Genomic DNA, 23,724 nt, shown 5'->3' on the forward strand with positions numbered 1-23,724 from the left:
CCGCCCGGGGGCCGGATCCCGCCGGCGCCTGCGGGAACAGCGGTGCCGGTGTCGGCGTACGGGCGGGCCGAGGACATCCGTGGTCCGGAGGGGCCGGACACCCAGCAGGGGAAAGGTGCGACGACATGGCGGGACCGATTCTCATCACCGGCGCGGGCAGCGGCTTCGGCAAGGAGGTCGCGCTGCGGCTCGCCGAGGCCGGACACGAGGTGATCGCGGGCGTGGAGATCATCGCCCAGGTCGGCGTCCTGCGCGCCGAGGCCCGGGAGCGGGGCGTCGGACTGCGGGTCGAGAAGCTCGACGTGACCGACCCCGGCGACCGGGAGAGGGCCTGGACCTGGAACGTGGAGGTCCTCCTCAACAACGCCGGTGTCTCCGAAGGCGGCGCCACGGCCGACATCCCCGAGGAGCGGCTGCGCCGCCAGTTCGAGGTGAACGTCTTCGGTCCCGTCCTGCTCACCCAGGGCATCGCCCGGCAGATGGCGGCCCGCCGCGGCGGGCGCATCGTGTTCATGTCCTCGGTCGCCGGCCTCACCGTCGACCCGTTCACCGGCGCCTACGCGGGCTCCAAGCACGCGGTGGAGGCGTTCGCCGACGCCCTGGACCAGGAACTCGCGGAGTTCGGTGTCACGGTGGCGACGATCAACCCGGGCCCCTTCCTCACCGGGTTCAACGACACCATGTTCGAGACGTGGAAGGAGTGGCGCGACGACCCGGCCGACCGCCTCTACGACTACGCCGAACTCGCCTTCCCGCACGAGCAGTACGACCCCGAGCCGGTCTACCGGCGGACCGTCGAGGTGCTGCTGGGCGAGGACCGCCGCTACCGGCACCTGCTCCCCGCCGAGATGGAGCCGCAGGTCCGCGCACAGGTCGACGCCCAGTGGGGCCGGCGGCTCAACGACGGACGCCGCCCCGACCTGGTGCGGAAGGCGTACGACATCGCCCCCGGTACACCGGTCGAAGCCTGACCCTCCCACTGCGGCGCGCACGGGGACGGCGCCGGGCGTGCTCCCCTCCCTCCCCGGGCGCCGGCATCCTCGCCGTGCCCGGCCTCCGTCCCCGGCCCGTCCCGGAAACGGGCCGAGCCGACGCGGTCGGGACCGCGTCGGCTCGGTGTCCTGGCACCCGGGTGCTCAGGCGTTCAGGCGTGTGATCAGGCCGGAACGTTGTTCGGGTTGGCCTCGGCCGGCGAGACCTTGCCCGCCTGCAGGGCCTCGATGGCCTTGCGCACGCCCTCGCCGTAGGCGGCGTCGGCCTTGGTGCAGTTGCCGATGTGGCGCTCGATGGTGGCCTGGGAGGCGCCGTCGATCGCACGGGCGGTGTTCTCGAACAGGACCTGCTGCTGCTCCGGCGTCATCTGGCGGAACAGGTTGCCGGGCTGCTCGAAGTAGTTGTCGTCGTCCTCGCGGTAGTCGAACCGGTCGGCGGTCGCGCCCACGGCCAGCGCCGGCTCGGCGTACTGGGGCTGCTCCTGCCAGCGGCCGTAGGAGTTGGGCTCGATGCCGGGGACGCCGCCCTGGTTGCCGTCCACGCGCATGGCGCCGTCGCGGTGGTAGGTGTTGACCAGCTTGGCGCCGCGCGGGTAGTTCACCGGGATCTGGTGGTGGTTGACGCCCAGGCGGTAACGGGCGGCGTCACCGTAGGAGAACAGGCGGCCCTGGAGCATGCGGTCGGGCGAGATGCCGATGCCCGGGACGATGTTGGCCGGGGTGAAGGCGGCCTGCTCGACGTCCGCGTGGTAGTTCTCGGGGTTGCGGTTGAGCTCGAACTCGCCGACCTCGATCAGCGGGTAGTCCTTCTTGGACCAGACCTTGGTGAGGTCGAAGGGGTGGAAGCGGTAGTCCGCGGCCTCGGCCTCGGGCATGATCTGGACGTAGAACGTCCACTTCGGGTTGTCGCCCCGCTCGATAGCCTCGAACAGGTCGCGCTGCGAGGACTCGCGGTCCTCGGCGACGACCTTGGCGGCCTCCTCGTCGGTGAGGTTCTTGATCCCCTGCTGGGTGCGGAAGTGGAACTTGGCCCAGAAGCGCTCGCCGGCCTCGTTGACGAACGAGAAGGTGTGCGAGCCGAAGCCGTGCATGTGGCGGTAGCCGTCGGGGATGCCGCGGTCCGACATGACGATGGTGACCTGGTGCAGGGCCTCGGGGAGGTTGGTCCAGAAGTCCCAGTTGTTCTCGGCCGAGCGCATGTTGGTGCGCGGGTCGCGCTTGACGGCGCGGTTGAGGTCGGGGAACTTCAGCGGGTCGCGGAAGAAGAAGACCGGGGTGTTGTTGCCGACGATGTCCCAGTTGCCCTCTTCGGTGTAGAAGCGCAGGGCGAAGCCGCGGATGTCGCGCTCGGCGTCGGCCGCGCCGCGCTCACCGGCGACGGTGGAGAAGCGGGCGAACATCTCGGTCTGCTTGCCGATCTCGGAGAAGATCGCGGCCTTGCTGTACCGGGTGATGTCGTGGGTGACCGTGAAGGTGCCGAAGGCTCCGGAACCCTTGGCGTGCATCCGGCGCTCGGGGATGACCTCGCGGTCGAAGTGGGCGAGCTTCTCCAGGAACCACAGGTCCTGGAGCAGCATCGGGCCGCGCGGGCCCGCGGTCAGGCTGTTCTGGTTGTCCGCGACGGGGGCGCCGTTGGCTGTCGTCAGCGGCTTGGTGTTGTCGTGCGACATTCGTTCCTCGTCCTAAGGTGGGATCTCTTGGTGCTGCGGTGGAGCACCGGTCGTGTGTCAGGCCTCTTGGCAGGCGGGGCATACGCCCCAGTAGGTGACCTCGACCTCGTCTATGGCGAAGCCGTGGTCCTGTGAACCCGTCATGCAGGGGGCGGCTCCGGTGGCGCAGTCCACGTCCGCGATCACGCCGCAGCTGCGGCAGACCACGTGGTGGTGGTTGTCCCCCACCCTCCGCTCGTAGCGCGCCGCCGACCCCTCCGGTTCGATCCTCCTGACGAGCCCGGCGTCTGTCAGAGCCCTGAGCACGTCGTACACCGCTTGTGTGGACACCGCACCGAGCTGGCCGCGGACCGCCTGGAGGACGGTGCTGGCATCGGCGTGCGGATGAGCCCCGACAGCCTCCAGGACCGCCACCCGTGGCCGGGTCACGCGTAGCGAGGCCTCCCGGAGGAGGGCCTCCGTCTCCGTCTGGTGCATGGGCCCATTCAAGCACTTTTCTGGAATGATTCCAACAAAGGCCATCCTAACTGCCCGTGAACACCGCCACCGCGATCAGCACGAGGAGGAGCTGCACGATCAGGGCGGCCACGAGCCCCGGGCGGACCTCCCACCCGCCCGCCGCGGCTCCGCGCACCACGAGCCTGCGCCCGAACCCCGGGTAGCGGTGCTCGACGATCCGGGTGGCCAGGTCGCTGATCCGGTCCGGGTCCCGGGTCCGGCCCAACTCGTCGAGGAGCCGCAGCAGCTCCTCCGGGGCGCGGTCCGCAGGCACCGCCGCGGGTTCCGGCCGGCCGGGGCGCCCGAGGGAGGGGACGACGGTCCCGGGCGCCGGGTCGGCGTCCGGCCGGAGGGCCGGTCCCCGGTCCGCCGGGGGAACACGCGGCCCGCCGGTCGCGGGGGAACCGGGGACCGTGCCCGGAGCCCCTTCCGTCCGCGACGAGGGGCGCCGGAGCGGAGGGGCCCGGTGCCCGGCCCGGCCGGTGCGCTCCGCCGGTTCGGCGGGGCCCGCGGAGGCGTTCGGGGCCGTGGGCTCCGCCGGCCGCAGGGCGTCCTCCATGGCGCTGGGCGAGAACCGGGGCGGGCCGCCCCAGGGGGCGCTCCCCCACCGGGAGGGGCGCGCCGACGACCGCCGCATGCGCCCGGCCAGGAGTTCCAGAACCCGGGGGTGCTCGGACGCGCGGTCCTCCTGCAGCCCTTCGGTGGCCTCGGGCAGGGTGCCCGCCTCCAGGTGCCCGACGAGCCAGCGGGCGAGGTCGTGGTGGAAGGACCCGTCGCCGCCGGAGAGGACGTCGAGCGCGGTGCCGGACCCCGCGCCGGCCGCGGGCCCCGGCGGCCGGAACGCGATCTTCGGCCGTGTCGGGACGGTGCCGCGTTCCGGCCAGGGCTCGTAGGTGGAGAACGACCAGTCGGACCGCCCGCCCCGGGGCTTGCGCTCGGTGCCGACCACGTCCCGCAGGACCACGTAGGCGCCCCACAGCAGGAGCAGCCTCGTCCTCTCGTCCGGGGCGGGGGCGCCCGCCGGGACGACGACGTCCACGGGGGAGCCGGGGGCCTGCAGCAGCCTCGCCACCAGGGGCGCCAGGCCCGCCTGGGCCGCGGCCTCGCGATTCAGCCGCCCGGGCAGGTCGGAGAAGCTCCCGGGGACGAGGGCCGGAGCCGTGCAGGCCCACCCCCGCTCGGAGTCCCAGGGCTCGGACAGCCACGCGCTCAGCTCGGGCACGGCCTCCAGCGCGACCAGGAGCGCGCGGGGCGCGTTCAGGTCGTCGCCGACCACCGCCTGGGCGCGGCTGCCCCGGCGGTCGGACGGGGCGGGTTCGGGCAGGCGGCGCAGGAGGACGCCCTGCCCGTCCTGGAACCTGCGGTACCAGTAGCTCGGCGCCGTGTGCTCGGGAGGCAGCTCCGGGGCCACCACCCCGTCCAGCCGGTCCCGCCACGTGACGAGCCGCATGTAGCCCTCGGCGCTGTCGGACAGCGAGGTTCCCACGGGTCCGATGCCCGTCCCCAGCAGGCCCTGCCTGCGGTAGCCGAACGAGATCCGCTCCAAGGGCTCCCTGCCGGTCCCCCCGGCGCCCTGCTCCGCGGTCACAGCCCCACCCCCCGCGCCCCCGGGGCCGTCGCGACCCCGGTCATCGCCATCAGCGTGAGGAAGGGCTGGAGGGTGCGCTGCGGCCGGACCGGGCGCGAGTAGCTGGGACTGTCCGGAAGCCGGGCTCCCCCCGTCGCGGAGACCGCGTGGATCGCGCTCCTGCCGAACTCGGTCCACGGCCTCAGGTAGCTCCCGCCCTTGTCGTACCGGTCGATGAACGCGTAGAGGTCCTCCGTCTCGGCCGCGATGCGGGAGGCGTCGTCCAGGCACACCCCGTCGCGCAGCCACCGGTCCACCGGGTGCTCGTAGCGGTACACGTCCGCCTTGCCCACCACCACGACGGCCGCCTTGTCCTGCTTGTCCTCGACCACGTCCAGGACCGCGGAGAAGGTGGTGTCGGCGCGGTCGTCCTCCAGGTCGTCGGGGGAGACGACGAACACGAACCCGTCCACCTTGTCGAAGAACGCCTGCCGGGAGACCTTGCCGACGGTGTCCATGACCTCTCCCGCGACGTCGAAGAAGGCCACGGCGCGCTGGTCGGAGCCGTCGGAGACCATCAGTCCGACCTCGAACTCCCACACGTCGTCGTTGGTGCGCGCCAGGACCCGGCCCTGGCCCAGGAGGGGGCGGACCCGGGTGTTGGTGAACCGCTCGTACGCGTTGACGTCCAGGGGGGAGGCCGACAGGCCGAACCGGTTCAGGCCCTGTTCCTGGATCGCGCCGACCATCGACGCGAGCAGGTGGGTCTTGCCGGACCGCGGCGCCCCGACGAGGGCGACCACCACCGGGTCGCGCCGCTGGTTGACGTACTGGTAGGGGAGGTGGTGCTCGGGGTACTCGTTGCCCCTGTTGGGGCACAGCACCTGGGCCCGGGTGCGCATGATCCGGAGCCGCATGTGCTCGGTGGCCCCGTCCGGGACGTACAGCGGGCGGTACTCGCCGTCCCGCCACTCCCTCAGCTCCCCGCTGTCCGGTCCGACCCGGCTCAGGCACACGGGGCAGAGGACCCGGGGGGCGTCCGCGGAGTCGTCGGTCATGGGTGGTCAGCCTCTCGGTCAGCCGAAACGGAGGAACAGGGCGACGGACACGGCCACCATCAGCACGAGCAGGAGCGCGAGGCCGACGTAGCCGGACCGGCCCGTCCCGCGGGCGGTCTCCACGTCGGGGACGGGGCTCTGGAGCGGGGGCCCGCCCGGGGCGGGCGCGGCGGGGGCACGGGGCGCGGGCCCCTCGGGCGCGGACCCGTCCCCGTCCGGCGGGACCCACCCGGCCGCGAGCCTCTTGCGCTCCCTGTTCTCCCGGAACCTCGTGCGGCCCTGCCGGAGGTGGTCGCCGACCCCGGTCCGGTGGGGCGGCACCGCGCCCGACACCCGGGCCAGGAGCTCCCCGGCCCCGGGACGCTCCTCCGCCTCCCTGGCGAAGACCCCCTCCAGCTGCACGGCCAGCCCGGGGTGCCCGTCCAGCGGAAGGATGCCTCCGCCGGACACGTCGTGGCCGCTCAGGGCCTGGAACAGGACCAGGCCGGCCGACCACACGTCGTCACGGGGGTCGCACCGCCCCACCGCCGCGCGCTGCTCGTGGGAGGCCCACGGGCCGACGCCCACCGACTCGCGCGCCACACCGGCCACGGTCGCGCTGGTGAAGCCGCACACCTGCACGCCCCCGCCCCCGCCGTCCCAGCGGACGGTCCCGGGCCGGATGTCCCTGTGCACCACTTCGCAGGCCTGCAGCCAGAACAGGGCCCGGAACAGGCCCTCCCGGAAGGCCGCCCGCTCCTCCTCGAACAGCAGCCGCCTGCCCAGGACCGCGTCGAGGGGCTCGCCCCGGTAGGGCTCCAGCAGGGCGAAGGGCTCCGCGGGGTCGTCGCGGTAGCCGACCAGGCGGCTCAGCTCCGCCGGCGGGGGACCGTGCGAGGCCCTCGCCAGCCTGACCCCCGCGAGGATCTCGTTGTCCAGGGCGGCGAAGGCCCGGGCCCGGTCCTGGACGCGCTCGCCGTCGAGGGGGCGCACGGACAGCCTGAGCAGGTCGCGCCCGGACACCTCGTCGTGCACCGCCACCAGGTCCAGCAGCGGGTGCGCCGGCGCGTCGACGGTCCGGTCCGGGGCCGGGACCAGGCGGCACCGCGCGCCCTCCCGGCGGGGCGTCAGGTAGGCGGCCTCCACGGCACTGTGCTCGTTCAACGCAGGTAGTCCTCCTCCGGCCGGTCGGTCCCGGCCCCCCTGCCCTCCGCGCCCCCGCGGGGCCTGTCCGCGGGGTCCTCCCCGAAGGGCGCCTCCGGCGCCTCCGCCGGCCCCCCGGCCGCGCCCGCGGCGAACGCGCCCGCCGGGTCCTCCTCCGGGTCCGGAACGGGACGCCCCGCCGCGCCCCCGTGCCCGCCGTCCGACGGCTCCGTCCGGGACCACCGGGTACGCACCACCCCCGGGCGCAGCGGGACGAGCCGCAGGACTCCCGTGAGCGCCCCCTCGCGCGTCCACACGGCCGAACGGTCCGGGAACGCCGAGTCCGGGTCCCCGTACACAGCGGCCCCCGCGCGCAGCGAGTACGGGGCGAAGCGCACCGCCCGCACCGCGGGGGCGCTCTCGCCCAGCAGGGACAGGTGGCCCGGGTCGCACAGCTGCAACATGCGGTCCTCCGGGGCCAGGCGCAGCGTGTCCAGCGCCCGGTTCAGGTCGGGGCCGCCCCGGACCTGCCGGGGCGTGTCCGGGTCGGCGAAGCGGGGCGGGACGTGGGCGCCCGCACGGGCCAGGTGCTCCCGGTACCCCTCCAACAGGTCGGTCGCCGTGCCGTGCACCCTCCGGGAGAGGTCGCCGACAGGCGTACCCGAGCGCAGCCCGGCCAGCACCGGCTCCAGCGCGGCGCGCGCCAGTGCCGACAGGTCCGAGCGCACCACCGCCTCCAGTTCCTCCGGGTGCGAGGAGGGCGGCGGCAGGGCGGCGGCCGCCCCGGCGAAGGCGTCGGCGACGGCGCGCACCGCCCCCTGGGCGGACCGGGCGGCGTCGGCCACCCCGCTCCGCGCGGCCCCCGGGTACCAGGACTCGCGCGCACGCCGGTCGACCAGCGCCGCCAGGGCGGTGACGGACGCGTCGGCCCGCTCCGGGGCGATCCGGTCCCGCCACCTGCGGGCGAGCCGGGACCACGTGTACAGGAGCACGCCGCCCCCGGCCGCCGCGCAGGCGGGGAGCGCCAGGGACAGCCACACGGGCGGCGGCACCACGAGGCCGAGCTGCAGCACACCGCCCGCGCCCAGCCCCGCCAGGACCCCGGAGAACGCCGCCACCGCGTGCGCGACGGCGGTCGGCAGCCCGCCGCCCGGGCCGCGGGCCCTCCGTGCGCCCGCGGTGACCGCCAGGACCCAGGCCAGGGCGGTGGCGATCCCCCCGGCGATCCCCGCGGGGCCGCCGGCGAGCGCGGGCAGCACGGGCAGGAGGAAGGCCGGGAGCAGGAGCGGGGACAGCGGCCCCGGCAGGGGGAAGGGGGGCGGGTCCGCCAGGGACCGCAGCACGTCGTCGGGGTCCTCCGGGCCCGGCTGCGGAGGGGCGGCGCCGTCACGGGGGGCGACGCGCCGGGAGACCTCCTCCAGGTCCCGGGCGAGCCCGTCGAGCGCGACGCCCCCGCGCACCCCTTCGTCCAGGAGCCGGGCGAGCGCGCCCAGCGCCTCGTCGACCTCCTCGCGGGTGGGCGGCGCGCCCACGACCCCGGCCCGGCCCAGGGCGGCCGCGAGCCGGTTCCCGGTCAGGGGGGAGAGCTCGCGGAAGAGCCGGTCGACATGGGCGCGGTAGGCGTCCAGCGCCTCCCCGGCCGCTCGCAGTTCCTCCCGTCGCACGCGTTCGGGTGTGGTGCGCGCGAACGCCCCTCCCGGTGCGGAGAGCGAGGCCAGTGCCTCCTCCGCCGCGGCGGCCGCGTCCCGGGCGTGGCGCTCGCGGGCCCCGAGCTCCCCCGTGCCGCCGACGACGTCGACGGGGCGGGGCCGGTGGGCGCCCGCCACGAGGTCCGCCAGCAGGTTCCCCCGGGAGGGCGCGGCGGCCGGGACCGTTCCGGTCCCGCCCCCGGACGCGCCCCCTCCGGAGGCGTACCGCCGCAGGGCCGCGGCCAGCGCGGAATCGGCCGCGCCGCCGCCCCTGTCGGGTTCGGACCAGCACAGGCCGGGCGAGGCGGCGGCCTCGGGCAGCTCGCCGCTCAGCTCCACGACGCGGTCGAACACCTCCACCTGCCCCAGCGCGGCGAGCAGGTGCTCCAGGCCGGCCCCGGAACCGGCGGGGACACCGGGCCGGGGCCGGGGCGGCCCCGGTGGCCGGATGCCCCAGTCCACCCCCGTGGTGTCACCGACCCACAGGGTGGCCACACCGCGCCCGGGGCCCAGCTGGCCGGGGCGGTCCAGGAACCGGCGCCCGGCGTCCGCGGTCGGGGGGCCCACGGCGACGCACACCGCGGAGCGGACGCGGCCGCTGGTGAACACCGCCTCGTAGGCGGCCGCGTGTCCGGCCAGCAGCCGGGTCCCGTCCAGGAGGACGACCCGGTCGGCCCCGGTGAGGGGGGTGCCCTCCCCGAGCTCGCCGAGGACGGCCCCCAGGGCCTCCTCCGGGCTGCTCCCACGCAGGTCGAACAGGCGTACGCTCATCGCAGCGGGTCACCCTCCCGGCCGCCGGGCCGTCCGGGGCCGTTACCGACCCCGTCCCCGCCGAAGTCCATGCGGTCGGGACCGGGCTCCCCGGGGCCCGCGGTCCGGTACCCGTGTCCCGCCCCGCCGCCCGAGGCCGACGCCTCCGAGCGCAGCTGCCCCAGGTTGGAGAACAGCGGCATGTGCACCCCCGTGAAGTCCAGGTCCATGGCGGCGGGCACGGTGAGCTCCCAGAAGTCCCGTGCCTGGAGCAGTCTGCCGCGCGAGCTGCCGGGCAGGCCCTGCGCCATCCGTTCCAGCCGCCGCGCCTCGCTCCGGTCGTCGGCCAGGCGGCAGAAGGCCTCGAAGACCGGGTGCGGGGGCTCCGGCCTGCTGTCGACGCCGAACGGCACCTCCCGCATGAGCTGGGTGCTGAACTGCCCCGTGATGCCGTCCTCGCCGGTGAAGGCCCAGCGCTCGTAGGCCTGGAGCAGGCTGCCCCAGGAGGAGGTGCGGCCCAGGGGCGCCAGCCGCAGCGGCATGGTGACCCCGCCGCCCAGGGTGAAGCGGACCTCGTCCGGGGCCGACGGGTCGCCGACCACGGACGCCCTCCCGTTCCACAGGGCGCTGAGCAGCCGCTGCAGGATGCGGACCCGGTGCCGCTCCGTCGTGGCCAGGTGGCTGAAGTCGTACCCGAGCCGCTGGCGCCAGGGCAGGTGGTCGCCGGGCTCGTGGCGGATGAGCGCGTCGGACCACAGCCGCATGACCTCCCGGACCTCGGGGACCTCGGTGATGCCCATGGAACTGCGGAAGAGGACCACGCTGATGCTCTCGGCGCCGGTCACCCGGTACTCGAACCTGTGCCCGGCGCCCCGCGGCAGGTTGAGCATCTCCCTCAGGCACTGCTCGACAGCGGCGTTCTTGGTCGGGGAGTCGTAGGAGATCAGGATCTTGAGCGGGCCGTTTCCCTGGGGGTCGTACCCCACCGGGAGCAGGCCGGCCACCTGGGCGCGGAAGCGGGCCAGGTCCTCCTCGGCGATCCTGCCCGCCGTCTGCCCCGCGGCGTGGGAGAGCAGGTCCGCCAGCCGGGGCAGGAGGTGGGCCCTGGGGGACTCCGGGTCTCGCAAAAAACTCTTGACCCAGGTCTTGAGCCGTTCGCGAAGGAAGGCCACGGCCTCGGCCGGACCGCTCTCCAGGGCGGCGCCGAAGGCCTCCGCCCAGATGTGCGGTCCGAGGAGCGTCTGGACCAGTTCGGCGTCGGTGGGGGAGGCGTGCAGCTGCCCCGACTCGTGCAGGTCCCGAACCACCTGCTCCCGGACCCGCGCGAAGAACGGTTCGAGGTCGCCGCCGGACGGGGGGAGGAGGTAGGAGACCCCGGTGCGCTGCCGGTAGAGCTCGCGGGAGAGCCGTTCGAAGCGGGGGCGGTCGGCCCGGGCGTGCTCGTCCAGCTGCTGGACGAGCGCGGGCAGGTCCCGCGCCATCTGCGCGGTCTGCTGCTTCCAGCGGGGCTCGGCCGCCGCCCAGGCCTCGCTCCAGGCGGTCCGTGTCTGCCAGTCGTACCAGGCGTCCTGGCGCGCCCGGGCTGCGGAGGGCTCGGGGTCGGCGAAGCGGATCCTGCGCAGGCCGCCCAGCCGGTCCCGCATCTCGGGCAGGGCCGGGAACCCGTTCATGCCCTCCGGGGGCGGGGGTGCGTCGCGGCGCCGCTGGAGCAGGCCGAGGACCCCCAGCTGCGCCGTCGGATCGCTGCTCCGGGGGTCGCCCGAGAGCACGCGCAGCGCCTGGAAGGGGTCCAGGCCGGAGAGCAGCGCGCGTACCCCGGCCCGGTGGTCGAAGCTCCGGGCCAGGTCGGGAGCCTCGCGGGCGAGGCGGGAGCGCAGGGCCGCCAGGCTGTGCTTCATGGCCTCGCCGCGGTCGTACAGGGCCCCCGCGACCTCCTTGGCGCCGTCCGCGGGCTGCGGTTCGGCGAAGCCGATGCCGGTCCGGGCCAGGAGCGGGTGCAGCTGGGCCTCGGAGAAGAAGTTCCGCAGCGCCTCCTGGATCTGCTCCGGGGGGAGCGCGCGCATCGGCGCCTGCATGTCCTCCACCGCCGAGCGCAGCAGCCGGGAGCCGATGATGTCGGCGATCTCGTCGACGGGCACGGTCATGGAGGCGACCAGGGCGGTCGACACGCCCTGGTTGCCGATGCCCGTCTCGGCCGAGGAACCGCGCTTGCTGTCCCCGTTGATGAAGCTGTCCGCGAAGGACTGGTACTCCTGCTGCGCAGCGGGGGCCTCCTCGGCCTTGTCGTCGGGGTCGGTCCCGGCCAGGGACAGCATCAGGGAGACCACCGAGCGGTGCAGGTCCTCGCGGTCGGTCCCGGTCGGCCTGTTGAACAGGAACGCCGTCTGCATCGTGGAGGACGCCATCTGGACGCGGCCCTCCACCGGGTAGTGGACGCAGGCCTCCTCGCGGCTGCGGAGCGAGGGACGGGTGTCGTCGGCCAGCTCCAGGGAGGCCTCGCGCCCGTTCTGGTCGTCGACGAGGCGGAACAGGTCCAGTAGGGCGCGGCCCGCGTTGAGCCGGGCGTTGCGCCCGCCGCCGAACCCCTCGTCGAAGGACGAGGGCATGAGGACCAGGGGGTAGATCTGGATGCGCATGCCCGAGCGCTCGAAGGCCCGGGCGATCAGGTGCAGGTAGTCGTAGAAGATCCCGGCCCCCGTGCCGCCCGCGACGGAGAACGAGACGAACACGTCGCACGCGCGGGGCAGCGCGCCGCCCAGCGCGGCCAGGTCCCCGGCCGAGGTGGCGAGCCGGTTGATCGCCTCGTGCAGGGGGGCGACGGCCGGCCCCACGCCGCCCCGGAAGGTCTCGAACAGGGCGGCCCGGCCCACCGTGGGGAACTGCCCGGCCCCGTGGTCCAGCGGCGCCACCCGGGGTTCGCCCGCCTCGGGCGGGAGCCAGTGCCCCACCGTCTCGCCCGCGCTCAGCCGCAGGCTGCGCGCGGCCTCCGGGTAGGTGCGGACCTCGGGCAGCAGGTCGCGCACGTAGTGGGCGGTGCGCTCGACCGCGGGGAAGTACTGGCGTCCGGGCACCACGCTCGAGGGCATGGCGTCCAGCTGGCTGCGGCTGACGTCGGCGTAGACGAACTGCACGCAGGACGGCAGCTGGTAGGGGAGGAGGTCGGCGCCCGGGCGGCGCCTCTGGAACTCGGTCCCGTCGGGGCCGCAGAACTCCTCGCGCATACGGCGTTCGAGCTCGGCGCCGATACGGCAGCCGGTGCCGCCGAGACCGACGTACAGAAGCGGCTGGTAGAGCTTCATCGTCATGGAGAGGGGAACCCTTCGGCTGTGCGTCGTTCCTCGGGAGGGGTCAGTCGATGTGGATGCCGTCGGTCGGCGGTCCCTGCTCGGGGGCGGCCGCACCAGGACCCGGGGACCGGGGGTGCGCGTGCTGCGCGGGGGGAGGGGAGGGTTCCCTCCGGCGTGTTCGGCCGTCCTCGAAGGAGACGGTCAGGCCGCCGGACAGCGGCTCGTCGGCCTGGCCGAAGCGCAGGAGCCGCTCCCGGCCGTCGGCGGTGCGCAGCAGCACACCGCCCGAGCGGTGCCGCCGGACCTCGTGGACGCGGGCCGGACCGGGACCGCGGGCGTGGTCGAGCCGAGGGTCGGCCCCCGCCTCCTCGCGGACGGTGAAGGCGAAGACCGTGCTCCGCCTGGCAGGGGCCGTCAGGGGCGGGAGGAGGGCGCCGCCGTCCCGGTGGAGCGTGACGACGATCCCCCCGACGTCCCGTCTCTCCCGTGCCTTCTTCAGGCCCAGCAGGAGCGAGCCCCCGCCGAGGAGGACCAGGGCGGCCAGCGGGGCCCAGATCCACCAGTACCGCTCCAGGACGCCGGGGGCGGAGCGCACGGTCGTCGCGATCGTGGGGGAGGTGTGCAGGACCTCGCCCCGGGCGTCGACCGCCAGGACGTTGAGGGTCGCCGGGCCCAGTGCGGAGCCCTCTCCGAAGCGGACCGTGAAGTCGCTGCGGCTGCTCCCGGGCGCGAAGCCGGAGGTGTCCTGCGCGATGGTGGCGAGCAGGCCCTCCGAGGGGGCGAGCACCAGCTCGACGGTCTCCTCCCGCGGCCCCTGGTTGGTGACGGTCAGGGTTCCGGCCACCTCCTGGCCGGACCAGACCTGTTCGGGGAGTTCCCCGAAGGAGACGCTGGGCCGGAGGCTGCTGCCCCCGGGGTCGAAGGTGTACACGTACTCGTGCACGTCGTCGGGCACGCCGGGCCCCTGGACCCGGCTGGTGAAGGTCACCTCGTCCGTCCCCTCGGGGACGGAGACCGTGCCGGCGTACTGCCCGTCCCCGGCCGCGGAGTCGGGGGCCTCGCCCCCGTCGCCGATCTCCACGGGGGTGGAGGAGCCGTCGGGGAAGGCCGCCTCGGCGGAGAATTCGAGGTCGGCGAGGGCCTCGGGGGAGGTGATCGGGCCGCGGCGGGTGCGGATGTCCACCCGGACCACCAGCTCTCCGGGGTCCTGCCCTCCTTCCACCCGGAGGAAGGTGTTGATGAAGCCCTTCCACTGGGCGCGCGCCGTCACCAGCTCCTCGGGGGTCCCCTCGGGCGAGGTGAGCCGGACGCTCCAGGTGCCGGGCATCGGGTCGACGAGGCGCAGCACCTCGACGGGGCTGTTCTCACCGCTGACGGTGATCGGGGAGCCGCGGTGCTCGGCGGCGCCGGTGTCCACCGTCTCGCCCTCGGGGTCGAGGTACTCCACGCGGATGGCCGGGTTGTTCTTGGTGACCATGAGTGCGCCGTCGGTCGCCACGAGCGGGATGTCGACCTCCAGCGTGGCCCGGCCCCCGCCCGCCAGGGTCTCGTCCGCGGGCTCCCCCACCTGGGAGCAGGAGGCCGCGGCCAGGGCCTCCTGGAGGGAGCGCGCCACGTCGGAGGAGTCGTCGGCCACGCGGGCCACCGGGGCGGACACCTCGAGGTCGTTGCAGGTGTCCTGCGAGCCGCCCGCGGCGAACGCGTCGAGCTGGTCCCTGTCGATGGCGCTCCCGAACCCCAGGGGCCAGATCCGCACGCCGTGCTCCGCCGCCTGTTCCAGGTGCTCCCCGACCAGGGCGGCGGCGTTGTCGTTGCGGCGCTCGGCCGCGCCGTACTGGGGGCTGTCGCGTACGTCGAGTGCGCCGTCGGTGAGCAGGAAGACGATCTTGGACGATCCGTCCGGTGAGTCCGTGCCGGTCAGGTGGCCCAGCGCCGCTCCCAGCGCCTCGGCGTGGTCGGTGTCGTCGCCCTCGGAGTCCTCGCGGCGCTCCAGGCCGTCGACGCAGTCGGCCAGGTACTGGCGGCCCCCGTCCTCGTCGACGAGGGTGGGGCGGCACACCTCCCGGGCGGCGATCTGGCCCGACTCGCCGTTGTTGCTGCCGAAGCCGACCACGGTGACGCGCGATCCGGGGTCCAGGACGCTCTGCGCGATGGTCGAGGCCGCGTTGGCCTCCGCCTCGACGTCGTCCCGGTCCAGGGAGCCGGACTCGTCCACCAGGACCACGATGTCGAGGGGGACCGGGGCGCTCTCCCCGGGCTGCGGCGCGCGTGCCCCGGCGTGGGCGGGGAGCGGGACAGCCGGTCCGAGGAGCAGGAGAAGTGTCGCGACGAGGGCCGTGCGGCTCCCGGCCGGCTTCACGCGGGGGGTCGTGGCCAAGCCACCTGTTCCCTTCTCGTCGAGGTGGTGAGAGAAAGCGATCCTTTTTTCACGTGAACAAGATGCTTGTCATCGGAAAAATATAGGGGAGGCATACTGTACTGCTTTCCGAGAGGTGCTTCAACGGATTCCGGTGCGGTTTTCTGTTCCATATATGTGGCCGATGGGATCTCTGGGGTGTTTCTTTCTTTGTGGTGTTCGGGTGTGTCTCTGGGGTCGTGGTGGTCATTTTTATCGGGGTTGTGGCTTGTTCGGTGTTTTCCGACGGGGGGTTCGGTTTCCTTCTCGATCGGGTCTCGGTGGCCCCTCTGGGGTGTTCCCCCCGCGGGGTCGGGTTCCGTGTGCGCCGGCGGTGGCCGAACGCCGCCCATCTGCTCTTCGGTGGGGGTGCGACGTCGCGGTCCGGTGCGGGAGGCCGACCGGGGGCGGCGGCGTCCAGGCGTCAGGGGCGTTTCAGGTCCTTCGTCCCAAAGGGAAAGGGGGCGACGGGCGGTCGACGCCACGGAGGCGCCCACGCGGGTGGATTCGTCCCGCGCCCCGCACACGGGAACCCGTCGCAGGGGGCGGGGTGAAGGAAGGAGAGGGATCGGGCGGCGGATTTCCCACCCCTTTCCCGAGGGCTCGCCGGGGCGGGCGCGGCTTCATCGGTGGATCGACCGGTCCTGCCCCAGTGCGATTGACAGCCGATTTTCGGTGTCGAATATTCGGGGGACAGCGCGCCTGAGGCCGCTGTCCCCGCACCCCCTGAGGAGACACGAGATGGAACCGCGCAAACCCGGCCGCCGGACGGCAGCCGTCCTCGTCGCCCTGCTGGCCGCCGCCCTCCTCCCTTCGGCCCCCGGCACGGCCGCCGCCGACCGCGTGGAGGCCGCCGGCGGAACGGGCCCCTACGACGCCGGGTACGTCACCACCCTCCGCCTGCGCGACCACACCATCTACCGGCCCGTCGACCTGCCCGGGGACGAGACGCTGCCCGTCGTCGCCTGGGGCAACGGCGCCTGCCGCGCGGACGGGACGTGGTTCGAGAACATCCTCACCGAGTTCGCCTCGCACGGGTTCCTGGTCATCGCCAACGGCCGCCCGGGCGGGACCGGCAGGACCGACCCCGAGATGCTCACCGAGGCCGTCGACTGGGCGATCGCGGAGAACAGCCGCCTGTTCAGCGAGTACCGGGGGAGGATCGACACGGAGAACATCGCCGTCATGGGCCAGTCCTGCGGCGGGCTGGAGACCTACGAGGTGGCCGACGACCCCCGGATCACCACCACCGTGCTCTGGAACAGCGGGCTGCTGAGCGACTCCGACAACCACCTGCTCGACGACCTGCACGCCCCGATCGCCTACTTCGCCGGCGGGCCGACCGACATCGCCTACGAGAACGCCCTCGACGACTGGGAGCGGATCCCCTCGGACCTGCCCGCGTTCATGGGCAACCTCGACGTCGGGCACTTCGGGACCTTCGCCGAACCCAACGGCGGCGAGTACGGCAGGGTCGGGACCGCGTGGCTGAAGTGGCGGCTCAAGGGGGACGAGGAGGCGGGGGGCGAGTTCGCCGGCGAGGACTGCGGCCTGTGCTCCACCGAGTGGGACGTCCGTCAGCGCAACCTCTCGTAGACGGGGAGCCGGCCGTACGGAGCCCCGTGCCCCGTCGCCCGCCGGCCCCGGCCGGAACCCCGGCTCGTCGCCCCGAGAGCTGCGGCGATGCGTGACTCCGCCGTCACACTGTGCGAATTTTACGGAACCGGCCCGCGCTCTTCCCGCGGGCCGGTTCTCGAACGGGGGCGGGTACATGGGGGACTTCCTGACCGGGGTCGAGGGCGGCCTGACGATCGACTGGGCGACCATGCCCACGTACAACACCGTGATGTCCGTCGCCGCGGGCGCCGGACTGCTGCTGGTGGTCGCCCTGGGCCGCGCGCTGCTGCGGGGCGGGCGGATCGTGCCCGACGGATGGGCGCTGGCCTTCGGGGCACTCGGCCTGCTCCTGGCGACCACGGGCCTGCACATGACCCTGACCTGGCCGCTCGCTGCGGGCGGGTTCCCGTTCGACAACATCGTCTTCGGGGAGCCGAGCCTCGTGTTCGGCGTCCTGCTCCTGGCGGCGTCCCTGTACCTGTGGAAGCGCGGCGAGGCCCTGAACGGGCACGAGAACCCCGCCGCGCACGCGGCGCGGGTCGCGGGCCCCCTCTCCGTCCTGGTGTTCGGCATCGGCCTCGCGGCGTTCGGCATCGCCGCGGCGGGGTGGGCGTTCATGCTCTTCGCGGCCCCTCCGCAGGAGCCCATCTCCGGGGTGTTCGGCGCCTACCCCTGGCTGGAGGCCACCTTCATCTCCGGCCTCTACGTACTCGTGGGGGTCGGCGCGGTCCTGTTCCCGTTCGGACTCAGGTCCCTGGGATCGGGGCTGTGGACGGTGATCGGTGTCGCGTGGGGCGTCGCCGGGGCGGCGTTCCTGCTGTTCGGGGCGTTGAACTACTACACGCACATCGGTCTGGTCATCAACACCATGTGACCTGTCGGCCCGCCGGGCGCCCGTGGCCGGGGCCCTTCGGTCGCCGTGCCGGAGCCCGCGCGTCCGGGACCGCCCACGGCCCGGACCGGCCACAATGGGGGGATGTCGCAGCGAAACCCACGCACCAGCCCCCGACCGCGCACCATGGCAGCAGGCTCCCCCTGCCCCTGCGGGAGGCCGGAGTCCTACGGGGACTGCTGCGGCCGCCTGCACAGCGGGACGGCGGCGGCCTCCACCGCCGAGCAGCTGATGCGCTCGCGCTACAGCGCCTTCGCCGTCGGCGACCGCGACTACCTCCTGCGGAGCTGGCACCCCCGAACCCGGCCCTCCGACCTCGACCTCGACGCCCGCACGCAGTGGGTGCGGCTGGAGATCCTGTCCACCGGCGAGGGCACGCCCTTCCACAACGAGGGCACGGTCGCCTTCCGCGCCGTGTACCGGGAGAACGGCCGGGAGGGCGAGCTCGTCGAACACAGCCGCTTCCTGCGCCACGACGGGGCCTGGGTCTACCTCGACGCCCTCCCGGAGTGACCCCGCGGGGCCGGGCGGGCCGGAGGCCCCTGCGCACCGGACGGCGGGCCCGGCGACCGGTGAACCCCCGGCGACGGGCGCGCCCCGCGGTGCGCGCCGCCGCCCCGGCACGGTAGGAAGGGTGCGCGAACGTCGCCGAACGGACACGGAGAGCACCATGAACGCCTCGACGCCCGGCCCGCTGGAACAGGGCCCCCTCCTGCAGGACCTCGCGGGCCGGCTGGTCTCGGCCGTGCCCGAGGGATGGCAGCAGCTCACCTACCTGACCAGGGTCATCGGCGCCCACACGGACGAGACCCTCGCCGTCCAGGACACCGACGGCCAGGTGAGCCAGGTGGAGGTCCCCGAGGGGGTCGGCGAGCTCGTCGGCGCCCTCAAGCGCGCCGGGTACCAGGAGGGCAGGGGGACCTGGCTCTCCATGATCGTCTCGGTGCACCACACCCACCAGCTCAACGTCGAGTACAACCACGACACCGAACCCGAACTGGCCCCCGGAGCCGCCCCCCTCGCCTACGCCCAGGAGCTGGAGCGCTTCCCCCGCGACGAGGAGGCGGTCCCCGCATGGCTGCGCGCCAGGCTCGCGGAGGCGCGGGAGCTGCCGACCGAACAGATCACGGCGGACTTCGGCGCGGCGCTGGTCGAGGCGTGCGCCGCCGAGGGGCTGCGCGCCGAGTACCTGCCGCCGACCGGCCTGCGGGTCTCCCTCCCCGACGGCGGGGTCCTCATGGACAACGACCTCAAGGACACGTTCGACCAGGCGGCCGTCCTGCCCCCGGAGCAGCGCCTCGGCCTGGCCACCCACTTCGGGGGGTACATGGCCCGCGCGGCAGGGGAGCGCGGGGCCCCCGGCGGAGCCCCCGCGGCGGACTCCGGCGCGGACGACGCGGTCGCGAACGCCCTCGTCGCCGCCTTCCGCGAGGAGGGCGTCGAGGTCTCCTTCGAGGAGGCGGACACGCTGGTCGTGCCGCTCCCCGACGGCAACCGGGCCACCACCGACATCAGCGGGTTCCGCTCCGCACTGGCCGACGCCGCCCCCGACCAGCTCGCGCACCACGCGGCCGGGTTCGCCCGCGCGGCCGTCGACCAGCTGGCAAAGGCCACCCGGCCGGACGGCGCCACCGGGGCCCCGGCGCCCGACGGCGACCCCGGGGCGGACGGGGCCGGACGGCTCCGGGTCCGCCTCTACCCCGCCTCGGCCTTCCCCGAGGGGATCCTGGAGGAACTCCTCGCCCGGGAGATCGCCCCCGGCCTGTGGCAGACCGTCGTGGTCGACAGCCCCCAGAGCCTGCAGCCCCTCTCCCGCAAGGCGCACGAGGACACCGGCCGCCCCGACGACGAGGTCTTCGCCGAGGCCGTGGCCGGCTCCCTGGACGAACCCGTCGAGGTGAGCGAGCACGACCTCGACGGGGTCCGCCTCGTACACATCGGCGGACCGCACCCCTACGTGGCCGCGCAGGCGCACGCCCTCGGACGACACATCGGCGAGGCCCCGCACGGAGCCCTCGTGGCCTTCCCCGTCCCCGAGGTGCTCATCGCCCACCCGCTCGGCCAGGGGCACCCCCTCGCGGCGATGGAGAACCTGCAGGAGATCGCCGGGAAGTTCGCCGCCGACGCCGCCAAGCCCATCGGCGCGCAGCTCTACTGGTGGCACCCCGGCTCGCTCGCCGCGGGACAGGAGGCCGTGCCCGACCTGCGGGCCGTGGGGATCGAGGTCGACCACGAGGCGAAGTCGGTCTCCGTCCGCACCTCCGACGAGGAGTTCGGCCCCGTGCTCGACTCCCTGCTCGGTTAGCCCGCGCCGCCCGGGCGCGGACGGCCTCAGGGTCGGTCGCGGTCCTGGGACCGGTGCCTGCCGCGAACGCGCCACGGGTTCCGGGGGCGCCGTCGGAACCAGTTCCGGACCCGGAACCGCCCCCTCCCGTCCTCCCGCCCCGTATCGGGGGCCTCCGCGGCGCCGCCCTCGTACCCGGGGTCCGCCGCCCCTCTCGACCAGGGACGGAACGGGTTGCGGTGGGCGGGAGGAGAGAGCCCGGGCCGCCTCCGCAGCTGGGCCGCCGCCCGGGCGCGGACGGCCTCGCGGGCCCGGGCGGCGGTGGACGCGTCGGGATGGTGGCGGCCGACCGCGTCCAGGACGGGGAGCGTGTCGGGGTGCTCGGGGCTCCAGAGGCGGTCTGTGTCGTCCAGGACGAGCTGCTCGATGTCCGGAACCCCGTCGGCGGACAAGAACCCGGGCAGGTCCTCGGGGCTGCGCTCCGCGGCCGCCGCGATCATGTCGATGACGACCCAGTGCCCGTGCCCGGCCATGACCCCGTCCACGTCCTCCGGGGAGAGCGTCCCGGAGGTGAGCAGGACGACGGCGGCCAGGCTGACCACGGACGGGCGGTCGGAGGACAGGAGCGCGCGGAGCTCGGGCCCGATCTCCGAACTGGTCGCGTCCAGCACCTTCGTCCCCGTCCAGCGGCGCAGCGCCCGGCCGGGGCCGTCGGTCACCGCGACGATCTGGCGCAGGGCCGCGACGGGGGTCCGCTCGTCCAGCCACGGCAGGACCTCGGCGATCAGGCGCTCGGGCGGCAGCGTCCCCAGGGCGTCGAGGAACCCCGCCGCCCCCGCCCCGGCGAGGCTGCCGACGAGCGGCGCCTCGACGCCCTCCTCCTCCAGGAAACCGCGCACCCCGTACCGGCCCAGGGGCGTCAGCTCCACCGCCGGGTGACCGTGTCCGGCGCACCGGGGGGCGGCCCCGTCGGGGCCCGCGTCCTCCGCGGTGACCAGGGCAACGGCGCCCGTTCCGAGTAGTTGACGCAGGGTGCGCACGACCCTGCCGGTCGCCCGCCGCCGGTCCCGCGAGGGAAGGGGGAGATCGGGGCCCGGCCCCTCGGCCGGTTCCCGCAGAACCGCCCCGACCAGCACCGGGAGCGGGACCCGGAACCCGTCCGGCGCCTCGTAGAGGAAGCGCAGGACGGCGGTGACGAGGCAGGGGTCGTCGACGCCCGGCCAGGGGGTCCCCGCCGAGAGGTCGTCCCGCGCGCGGCCGACGGAGGCCTCGAACACCCCGGTCCACCAGCGCAGGACCTGGTCCGGGTCGCGGACCCGCTCCTCCAGCCCCGGTTCCGGCCCGGCCCAGTCGGCGGTCGCCTCCAGCAGGCCCAGCCGCACGGCGGTCCGCCACGGGAGCGCGAAGCGCGCGGCCTCGACGGCCTCGGCGTCGACCCAGTCCGGCCCCTCGGAGGCGGCCTCCGCGTCGAGGCCGTGCGACCACAGCCCCAGCGCCTCGTCCGCCGCGCGGATGTCCGTCGCGTACGGGAGGCCCTCCGGGGTGAGCGGGGTGGCGGGAGCGCTCCAGCGCGCCAGGCGCAGGGCGTCGCGGAGCAGGGGGGTGGTCAGGGCGGCACACGCGAGGACGTCCGCGGGGAGGAGTGACACGGGCCTCGCGGAGGAGGGCTCCCGGCCCGGGGCCGACCGGTCATGAGAGGGCATGTTCGCTCCCGGGTCTCCTGGTGGTGCGCGGACATCCCTTCTACCCCTCCGGGGCACGGCCGTGGGGCGGTTTCACGAACACGGTCGACCCGGTTTCACGGCCGCGGACGCCACCGCCGCCCGGGAACCGGGATCGCGGACCCCCAAAGGCGCTGGTGAGGCGTGGAACCACCGGTCCGCGGCGCCCGGCCGCCGCCCGGCCGGGCATTCCCGGTCCGGTCCGGGCGCACGAGCGCCGCGTCACGACTCGGGAGGGGTTTTCCCCAGGGGTTGAGCGGTACCCGGCCGGGTCTGCCACCATGTCCGGGGAGGTACGGATGGGCACGGACAACAGGAACCGCCGTCAGGCCGAGCGCAGGAAGGAGCGTGAACACAGGCGCCACCGCTCGGCGGCACAGACCGGATCGGCCACGGGTTCCCAGCCGGGGCCCCGGACGGGGCCGCCGCCGTCCGGGCAGTACCGGCCCGGCGACGCGGAGCAGGTCCTCGCGCTGGTCGGCCAGGCCGTCCAGGCCTTCCACCACGGGCGCCCCGGACCCGCCCAGCGCGTCGTCGGCCTCCTCGCGGACGGCCCCGCCGGGTGGCGTACGACGGTCGACCGGATCCTGTTCGCCGAACTCCAACAGGCCGTGGCCCAGGTGTGGCCCCGAGGCTGGCAGCCCGCCGAACTGGTCCGCGGCGCCCGCCGGGAGACCGGGACCGTGGGCTCCGACCTCACCGCCGACCTGGTGGTGGCCCAGTACCGCAGCTACGCCGCCGCCCGCGTCGCCCCGGAATGGGCCGAACAGGTCCGCGCCCTGGGCGAGCCCTGGTGGGGACGGGACGCCGACCACCCGCAGCGGTTCGCCGAACGCCACAGGCTGCGGCGCCCCGCGGCCGTGGACACCGCGCTGCGCGTCCTCACCTTCCTGTACGCCGTGCCCGCGCTGCAGGTGCTCTGCCCCCTGCCGGGCCACGCCCGCACCGCGTCCGCGGGCGCCGTCACCCGGGCCGACCCGGCCAAGCTCACGCGTATCCGCGCACTCCTGGCCAAGGCCGAGGCCACCGAGTTCCCCGAGGAGGCCGAGGCCCTCTCCGCCCGCGCCCAGGAGATGATGGCCCGGCACAGCATCGACCACGCCGCGCTGGCCGCCCAGGCGGGGACCACGGGCGACACCCGGGGCCGCCGCCTGCCGGTGGAGGCGCCCTACGAACAGCACAAGGCCTCCCTGCTCTCCGTGGTCTCGGAGGCCAACCACTGCCGCTCGGTGTGGCACAAGGACCTCGGCATGTGCACCGTCATGGGCGCCGCCGGGGACGTCGACGCCGTCGAGCTCCTCTTCACCTCGCTGCTGCTCCAGGCCACCAGGGCCATGCGCCAGGCCGGCGCCACCCGCGACGCCTACGGCCGCTCCACCACCCGCTCGTTCCGCACCTCGTTCCTGACCGCCTTCACAGCGCGCATCGGCGAGCGGCTGGCGGAGGCCGCCGTCACCGGACGCGACCGGGCCGTCGACGAGTACGCCGAGTCGGGAACCGACCTGGTCCCCGTCCTGGCCCGCAGGGAGCGCGAGGTGGAGGAGGCGTTCGCCGAGGCCTTCCCCGAGCTGGTGGAGGTGCCCGTGGCCAGCTCCTCCAACGCCCAGGGTTGGACGGCGGGCCGGGCGGCGGCCGACGCCGCCGACTTCGGCGTGCGGGACCGGTTGGGCGGGTGAACCCGACGGTTTCCGGGCCGGGGGCCCGTGCGGTGGGGATCGCGGCTCCTCGGGCGGCCTGCTTCGTGCTCACCGGCCCTGGTGAGGCAGGGGCGGAGCCGGCGCCTGCTCCGCCCCCGGGTCTTCCGGACAGGGTCCGGCCTCCTCCAGCCACCCTGTGGAGGGGGCGCGTCAGTCGCTGGGGCAGGTCTTGCACCGCCTCTGCGCCGAGCGAGAGGTGTCGCCCTCCGTCGCCTGGAGCGGCTGGCCCTCACCGATCCGCAGCCACTGCTCGGCGGCGGCCTCGGGTATCCAACCCCATCCGGGGTGCTCACCGGAGCGGATACGGGGCTCGTCGTTGTGCCAGCACCCGACCTTGTGGGCCATGTCGGTCGGGGAGATCAGGATGGCGTTCGGTCCGAACGGAAGGGTGTCCATGTCGACATGATGTCGATCGTCCGCGGGGTCTGACCCAGGACCAAGGTCCTCTTCTTCCATGGCGTCCGTGACCGTCCCCGACAGCCGGTG

The 23,724-nt window shown here is 74.7% G+C and carries 16 protein-coding genes; 6 read left to right on the forward strand and 10 right to left on the reverse strand.

The features are described 5' to 3' along the window. Window positions 1–125: 125 nt before the first annotated feature. Window positions 126–971: an SDR family oxidoreductase gene (locus tag OUQ99_RS10895; RefSeq protein WP_267949318.1), complete on the forward strand. Its 846-nt coding sequence runs from the start codon at window positions 126–128 to the stop codon at window positions 969–971. Window positions 972–1,156: 185 nt separating this feature from the next. Here OUQ99_RS10895 and OUQ99_RS10900 read toward each other — a convergent pair whose 3' ends face one another. From OUQ99_RS10900 to OUQ99_RS10935, 8 genes are read right to left on the reverse strand one after another with little or no spacing between them, the layout of a single operon-like run. Beyond that, on the reverse strand, window positions 1,157–2,662 hold the full coding sequence (locus OUQ99_RS10900) for a catalase (RefSeq protein ID WP_267949319.1): 1,506 nt from the start codon (window positions 2,660–2,662) through the stop codon (window positions 1,157–1,159). A gap of 57 nt (window positions 2,663–2,719) precedes the next feature. After that, complete coding sequence (locus OUQ99_RS10905; protein WP_267949320.1) at window positions 2,720–3,139, reverse strand: Fur family transcriptional regulator; 420 nt, start codon at window positions 3,137–3,139, stop codon at window positions 2,720–2,722. 46 nt (window positions 3,140–3,185) lie between these two features. Further along, entirely contained in the window at window positions 3,186–4,748 is a 1,563-nt protein-coding gene (locus tag OUQ99_RS10910; RefSeq protein WP_267949321.1) for a hypothetical protein, read from the reverse strand. Then, the gene (locus OUQ99_RS10915) at window positions 4,745–5,785 is read right to left on the reverse strand and encodes a TRAFAC clade GTPase domain-containing protein (RefSeq protein WP_267949322.1); all 1,041 of its coding nucleotides are present in this window, start codon (window positions 5,783–5,785) and stop codon (window positions 4,745–4,747) included. The genes OUQ99_RS10910 and OUQ99_RS10915 overlap by 4 nt, the downstream gene beginning before the upstream one ends. Window positions 5,786–5,803: 18 nt before the next feature. Continuing rightward, complete coding sequence (locus OUQ99_RS10920; RefSeq protein WP_267949323.1) at window positions 5,804–6,928, reverse strand: hypothetical protein; 1,125 nt, start codon at window positions 6,926–6,928, stop codon at window positions 5,804–5,806. Then, the gene (locus OUQ99_RS10925; protein ID WP_267949324.1) at window positions 6,925–9,366 is read right to left on the reverse strand and encodes a hypothetical protein; all 2,442 of its coding nucleotides are present in this window, start codon (window positions 9,364–9,366) and stop codon (window positions 6,925–6,927) included. The genes OUQ99_RS10920 and OUQ99_RS10925 overlap by 4 nt, the downstream gene beginning before the upstream one ends. Further along, complete coding sequence (locus tag OUQ99_RS10930; protein WP_267949325.1) at window positions 9,363–12,650, reverse strand: tubulin-like doman-containing protein; 3,288 nt, start codon at window positions 12,648–12,650, stop codon at window positions 9,363–9,365. Before OUQ99_RS10930 ends, OUQ99_RS10925 begins: the two co-directional genes overlap by 4 nt. A gap of 43 nt (window positions 12,651–12,693) precedes the next feature. After that, window positions 12,694–15,009 (reverse strand): vWA domain-containing protein, encoded by a 2,316-nt coding sequence (locus tag OUQ99_RS10935; protein WP_267949326.1) that lies wholly within the window; start codon window positions 15,007–15,009, stop codon window positions 12,694–12,696. Window positions 15,010–15,768: 759 nt separating this feature from the next. Between OUQ99_RS10935 and OUQ99_RS10940 the strand changes: the two genes are divergently transcribed. From OUQ99_RS10940 to OUQ99_RS10955, 4 genes are all read left to right on the forward strand, one after another. Further along, on the forward strand, window positions 15,769–16,623 hold the full coding sequence (locus tag OUQ99_RS10940) for an alpha/beta hydrolase (protein ID WP_267949327.1): 855 nt from the start codon (window positions 15,769–15,771) through the stop codon (window positions 16,621–16,623). Between the two features lie 175 nt (window positions 16,624–16,798). Beyond that, the gene (locus tag OUQ99_RS10945) at window positions 16,799–17,518 is read left to right on the forward strand and encodes a DUF981 family protein (RefSeq protein ID WP_267949328.1); all 720 of its coding nucleotides are present in this window, start codon (window positions 16,799–16,801) and stop codon (window positions 17,516–17,518) included. 102 nt (window positions 17,519–17,620) lie between these two features. Beyond that, the gene (locus tag OUQ99_RS10950; protein WP_267949329.1) at window positions 17,621–18,049 is read left to right on the forward strand and encodes a YchJ family protein; all 429 of its coding nucleotides are present in this window, start codon (window positions 17,621–17,623) and stop codon (window positions 18,047–18,049) included. A 157-nt stretch (window positions 18,050–18,206) separates the two neighbouring features. Beyond that, the gene (locus OUQ99_RS10955; protein WP_267949330.1) at window positions 18,207–19,841 is read left to right on the forward strand and encodes a hypothetical protein; all 1,635 of its coding nucleotides are present in this window, start codon (window positions 18,207–18,209) and stop codon (window positions 19,839–19,841) included. A gap of 26 nt (window positions 19,842–19,867) precedes the next feature. Here the strand turns inward: OUQ99_RS10955 and OUQ99_RS10960 are convergent, their stop codons facing one another. Continuing rightward, window positions 19,868–21,523 (reverse strand): hypothetical protein, encoded by a 1,656-nt coding sequence (locus OUQ99_RS10960; RefSeq protein ID WP_267949331.1) that lies wholly within the window; start codon window positions 21,521–21,523, stop codon window positions 19,868–19,870. A gap of 317 nt (window positions 21,524–21,840) precedes the next feature. Between OUQ99_RS10960 and OUQ99_RS10965 the strand changes: the two genes are divergently transcribed. Then, window positions 21,841–23,217: a DUF2786 domain-containing protein gene (locus OUQ99_RS10965; RefSeq protein ID WP_267949332.1), complete on the forward strand. Its 1,377-nt coding sequence runs from the start codon at window positions 21,841–21,843 to the stop codon at window positions 23,215–23,217. A 171-nt stretch (window positions 23,218–23,388) separates the two neighbouring features. Here the strand turns inward: OUQ99_RS10965 and OUQ99_RS10970 are convergent, their stop codons facing one another. After that, on the reverse strand, window positions 23,389–23,634 hold the full coding sequence (locus tag OUQ99_RS10970) for a hypothetical protein (RefSeq protein WP_267949333.1): 246 nt from the start codon (window positions 23,632–23,634) through the stop codon (window positions 23,389–23,391). Between the last annotated feature and the right edge of the window lie 90 nt (window positions 23,635–23,724).

Origin of the sequence: Streptomonospora nanhaiensis (assembly GCF_026642255.1) — a bacterium.
Taxonomy (GTDB): domain Bacteria; phylum Actinomycetota; class Actinomycetes; order Streptosporangiales; family Streptosporangiaceae; genus Nocardiopsis; species Nocardiopsis tropica.

Excerpts from the sequence above, each read along its gene's own strand:
- OUQ99_RS10925 (WP_267949324.1), bottom strand. The coding sequence starts at position 9,366 with ATGAGCGTACGCCTGTTCGACCTGCGTGGGAGCAGCCCGGAGGAGGCC.
- OUQ99_RS10930 (WP_267949325.1), bottom strand. The coding sequence starts at position 12,650 with ATGACGATGAAGCTCTACCAGCCGCTTCTGTACGTCGGTCTCGGCGGC.
- OUQ99_RS10960 (WP_267949331.1), bottom strand. The coding sequence starts at position 21,523 with ATGCCCTCTCATGACCGGTCGGCCCCGGGCCGGGAGCCCTCCTCCGCG.
- OUQ99_RS10965 (WP_267949332.1), top strand. The coding sequence starts at position 21,841 with ATGGGCACGGACAACAGGAACCGCCGTCAGGCCGAGCGCAGGAAGGAG.
- OUQ99_RS10900 (WP_267949319.1), bottom strand. The coding sequence starts at position 2,662 with ATGTCGCACGACAACACCAAGCCGCTGACGACAGCCAACGGCGCCCCC.
- OUQ99_RS10915 (WP_267949322.1), bottom strand. The coding sequence starts at position 5,785 with ATGACCGACGACTCCGCGGACGCCCCCCGGGTCCTCTGCCCCGTGTGC.
- OUQ99_RS10945 (WP_267949328.1), top strand. The coding sequence starts at position 16,799 with ATGGGGGACTTCCTGACCGGGGTCGAGGGCGGCCTGACGATCGACTGG.
- OUQ99_RS10970 (WP_267949333.1), bottom strand. The coding sequence starts at position 23,634 with ATGGACACCCTTCCGTTCGGACCGAACGCCATCCTGATCTCCCCGACC.
- OUQ99_RS10905 (WP_267949320.1), bottom strand. The coding sequence starts at position 3,139 with ATGCACCAGACGGAGACGGAGGCCCTCCTCCGGGAGGCCTCGCTACGC.
- OUQ99_RS10955 (WP_267949330.1), top strand. The coding sequence starts at position 18,207 with ATGAACGCCTCGACGCCCGGCCCGCTGGAACAGGGCCCCCTCCTGCAG.
- OUQ99_RS10940 (WP_267949327.1), top strand. The coding sequence starts at position 15,769 with ATGGAACCGCGCAAACCCGGCCGCCGGACGGCAGCCGTCCTCGTCGCC.
- OUQ99_RS10895 (WP_267949318.1), top strand. The coding sequence starts at position 126 with ATGGCGGGACCGATTCTCATCACCGGCGCGGGCAGCGGCTTCGGCAAG.
- OUQ99_RS10950 (WP_267949329.1), top strand. The coding sequence starts at position 17,621 with ATGTCGCAGCGAAACCCACGCACCAGCCCCCGACCGCGCACCATGGCA.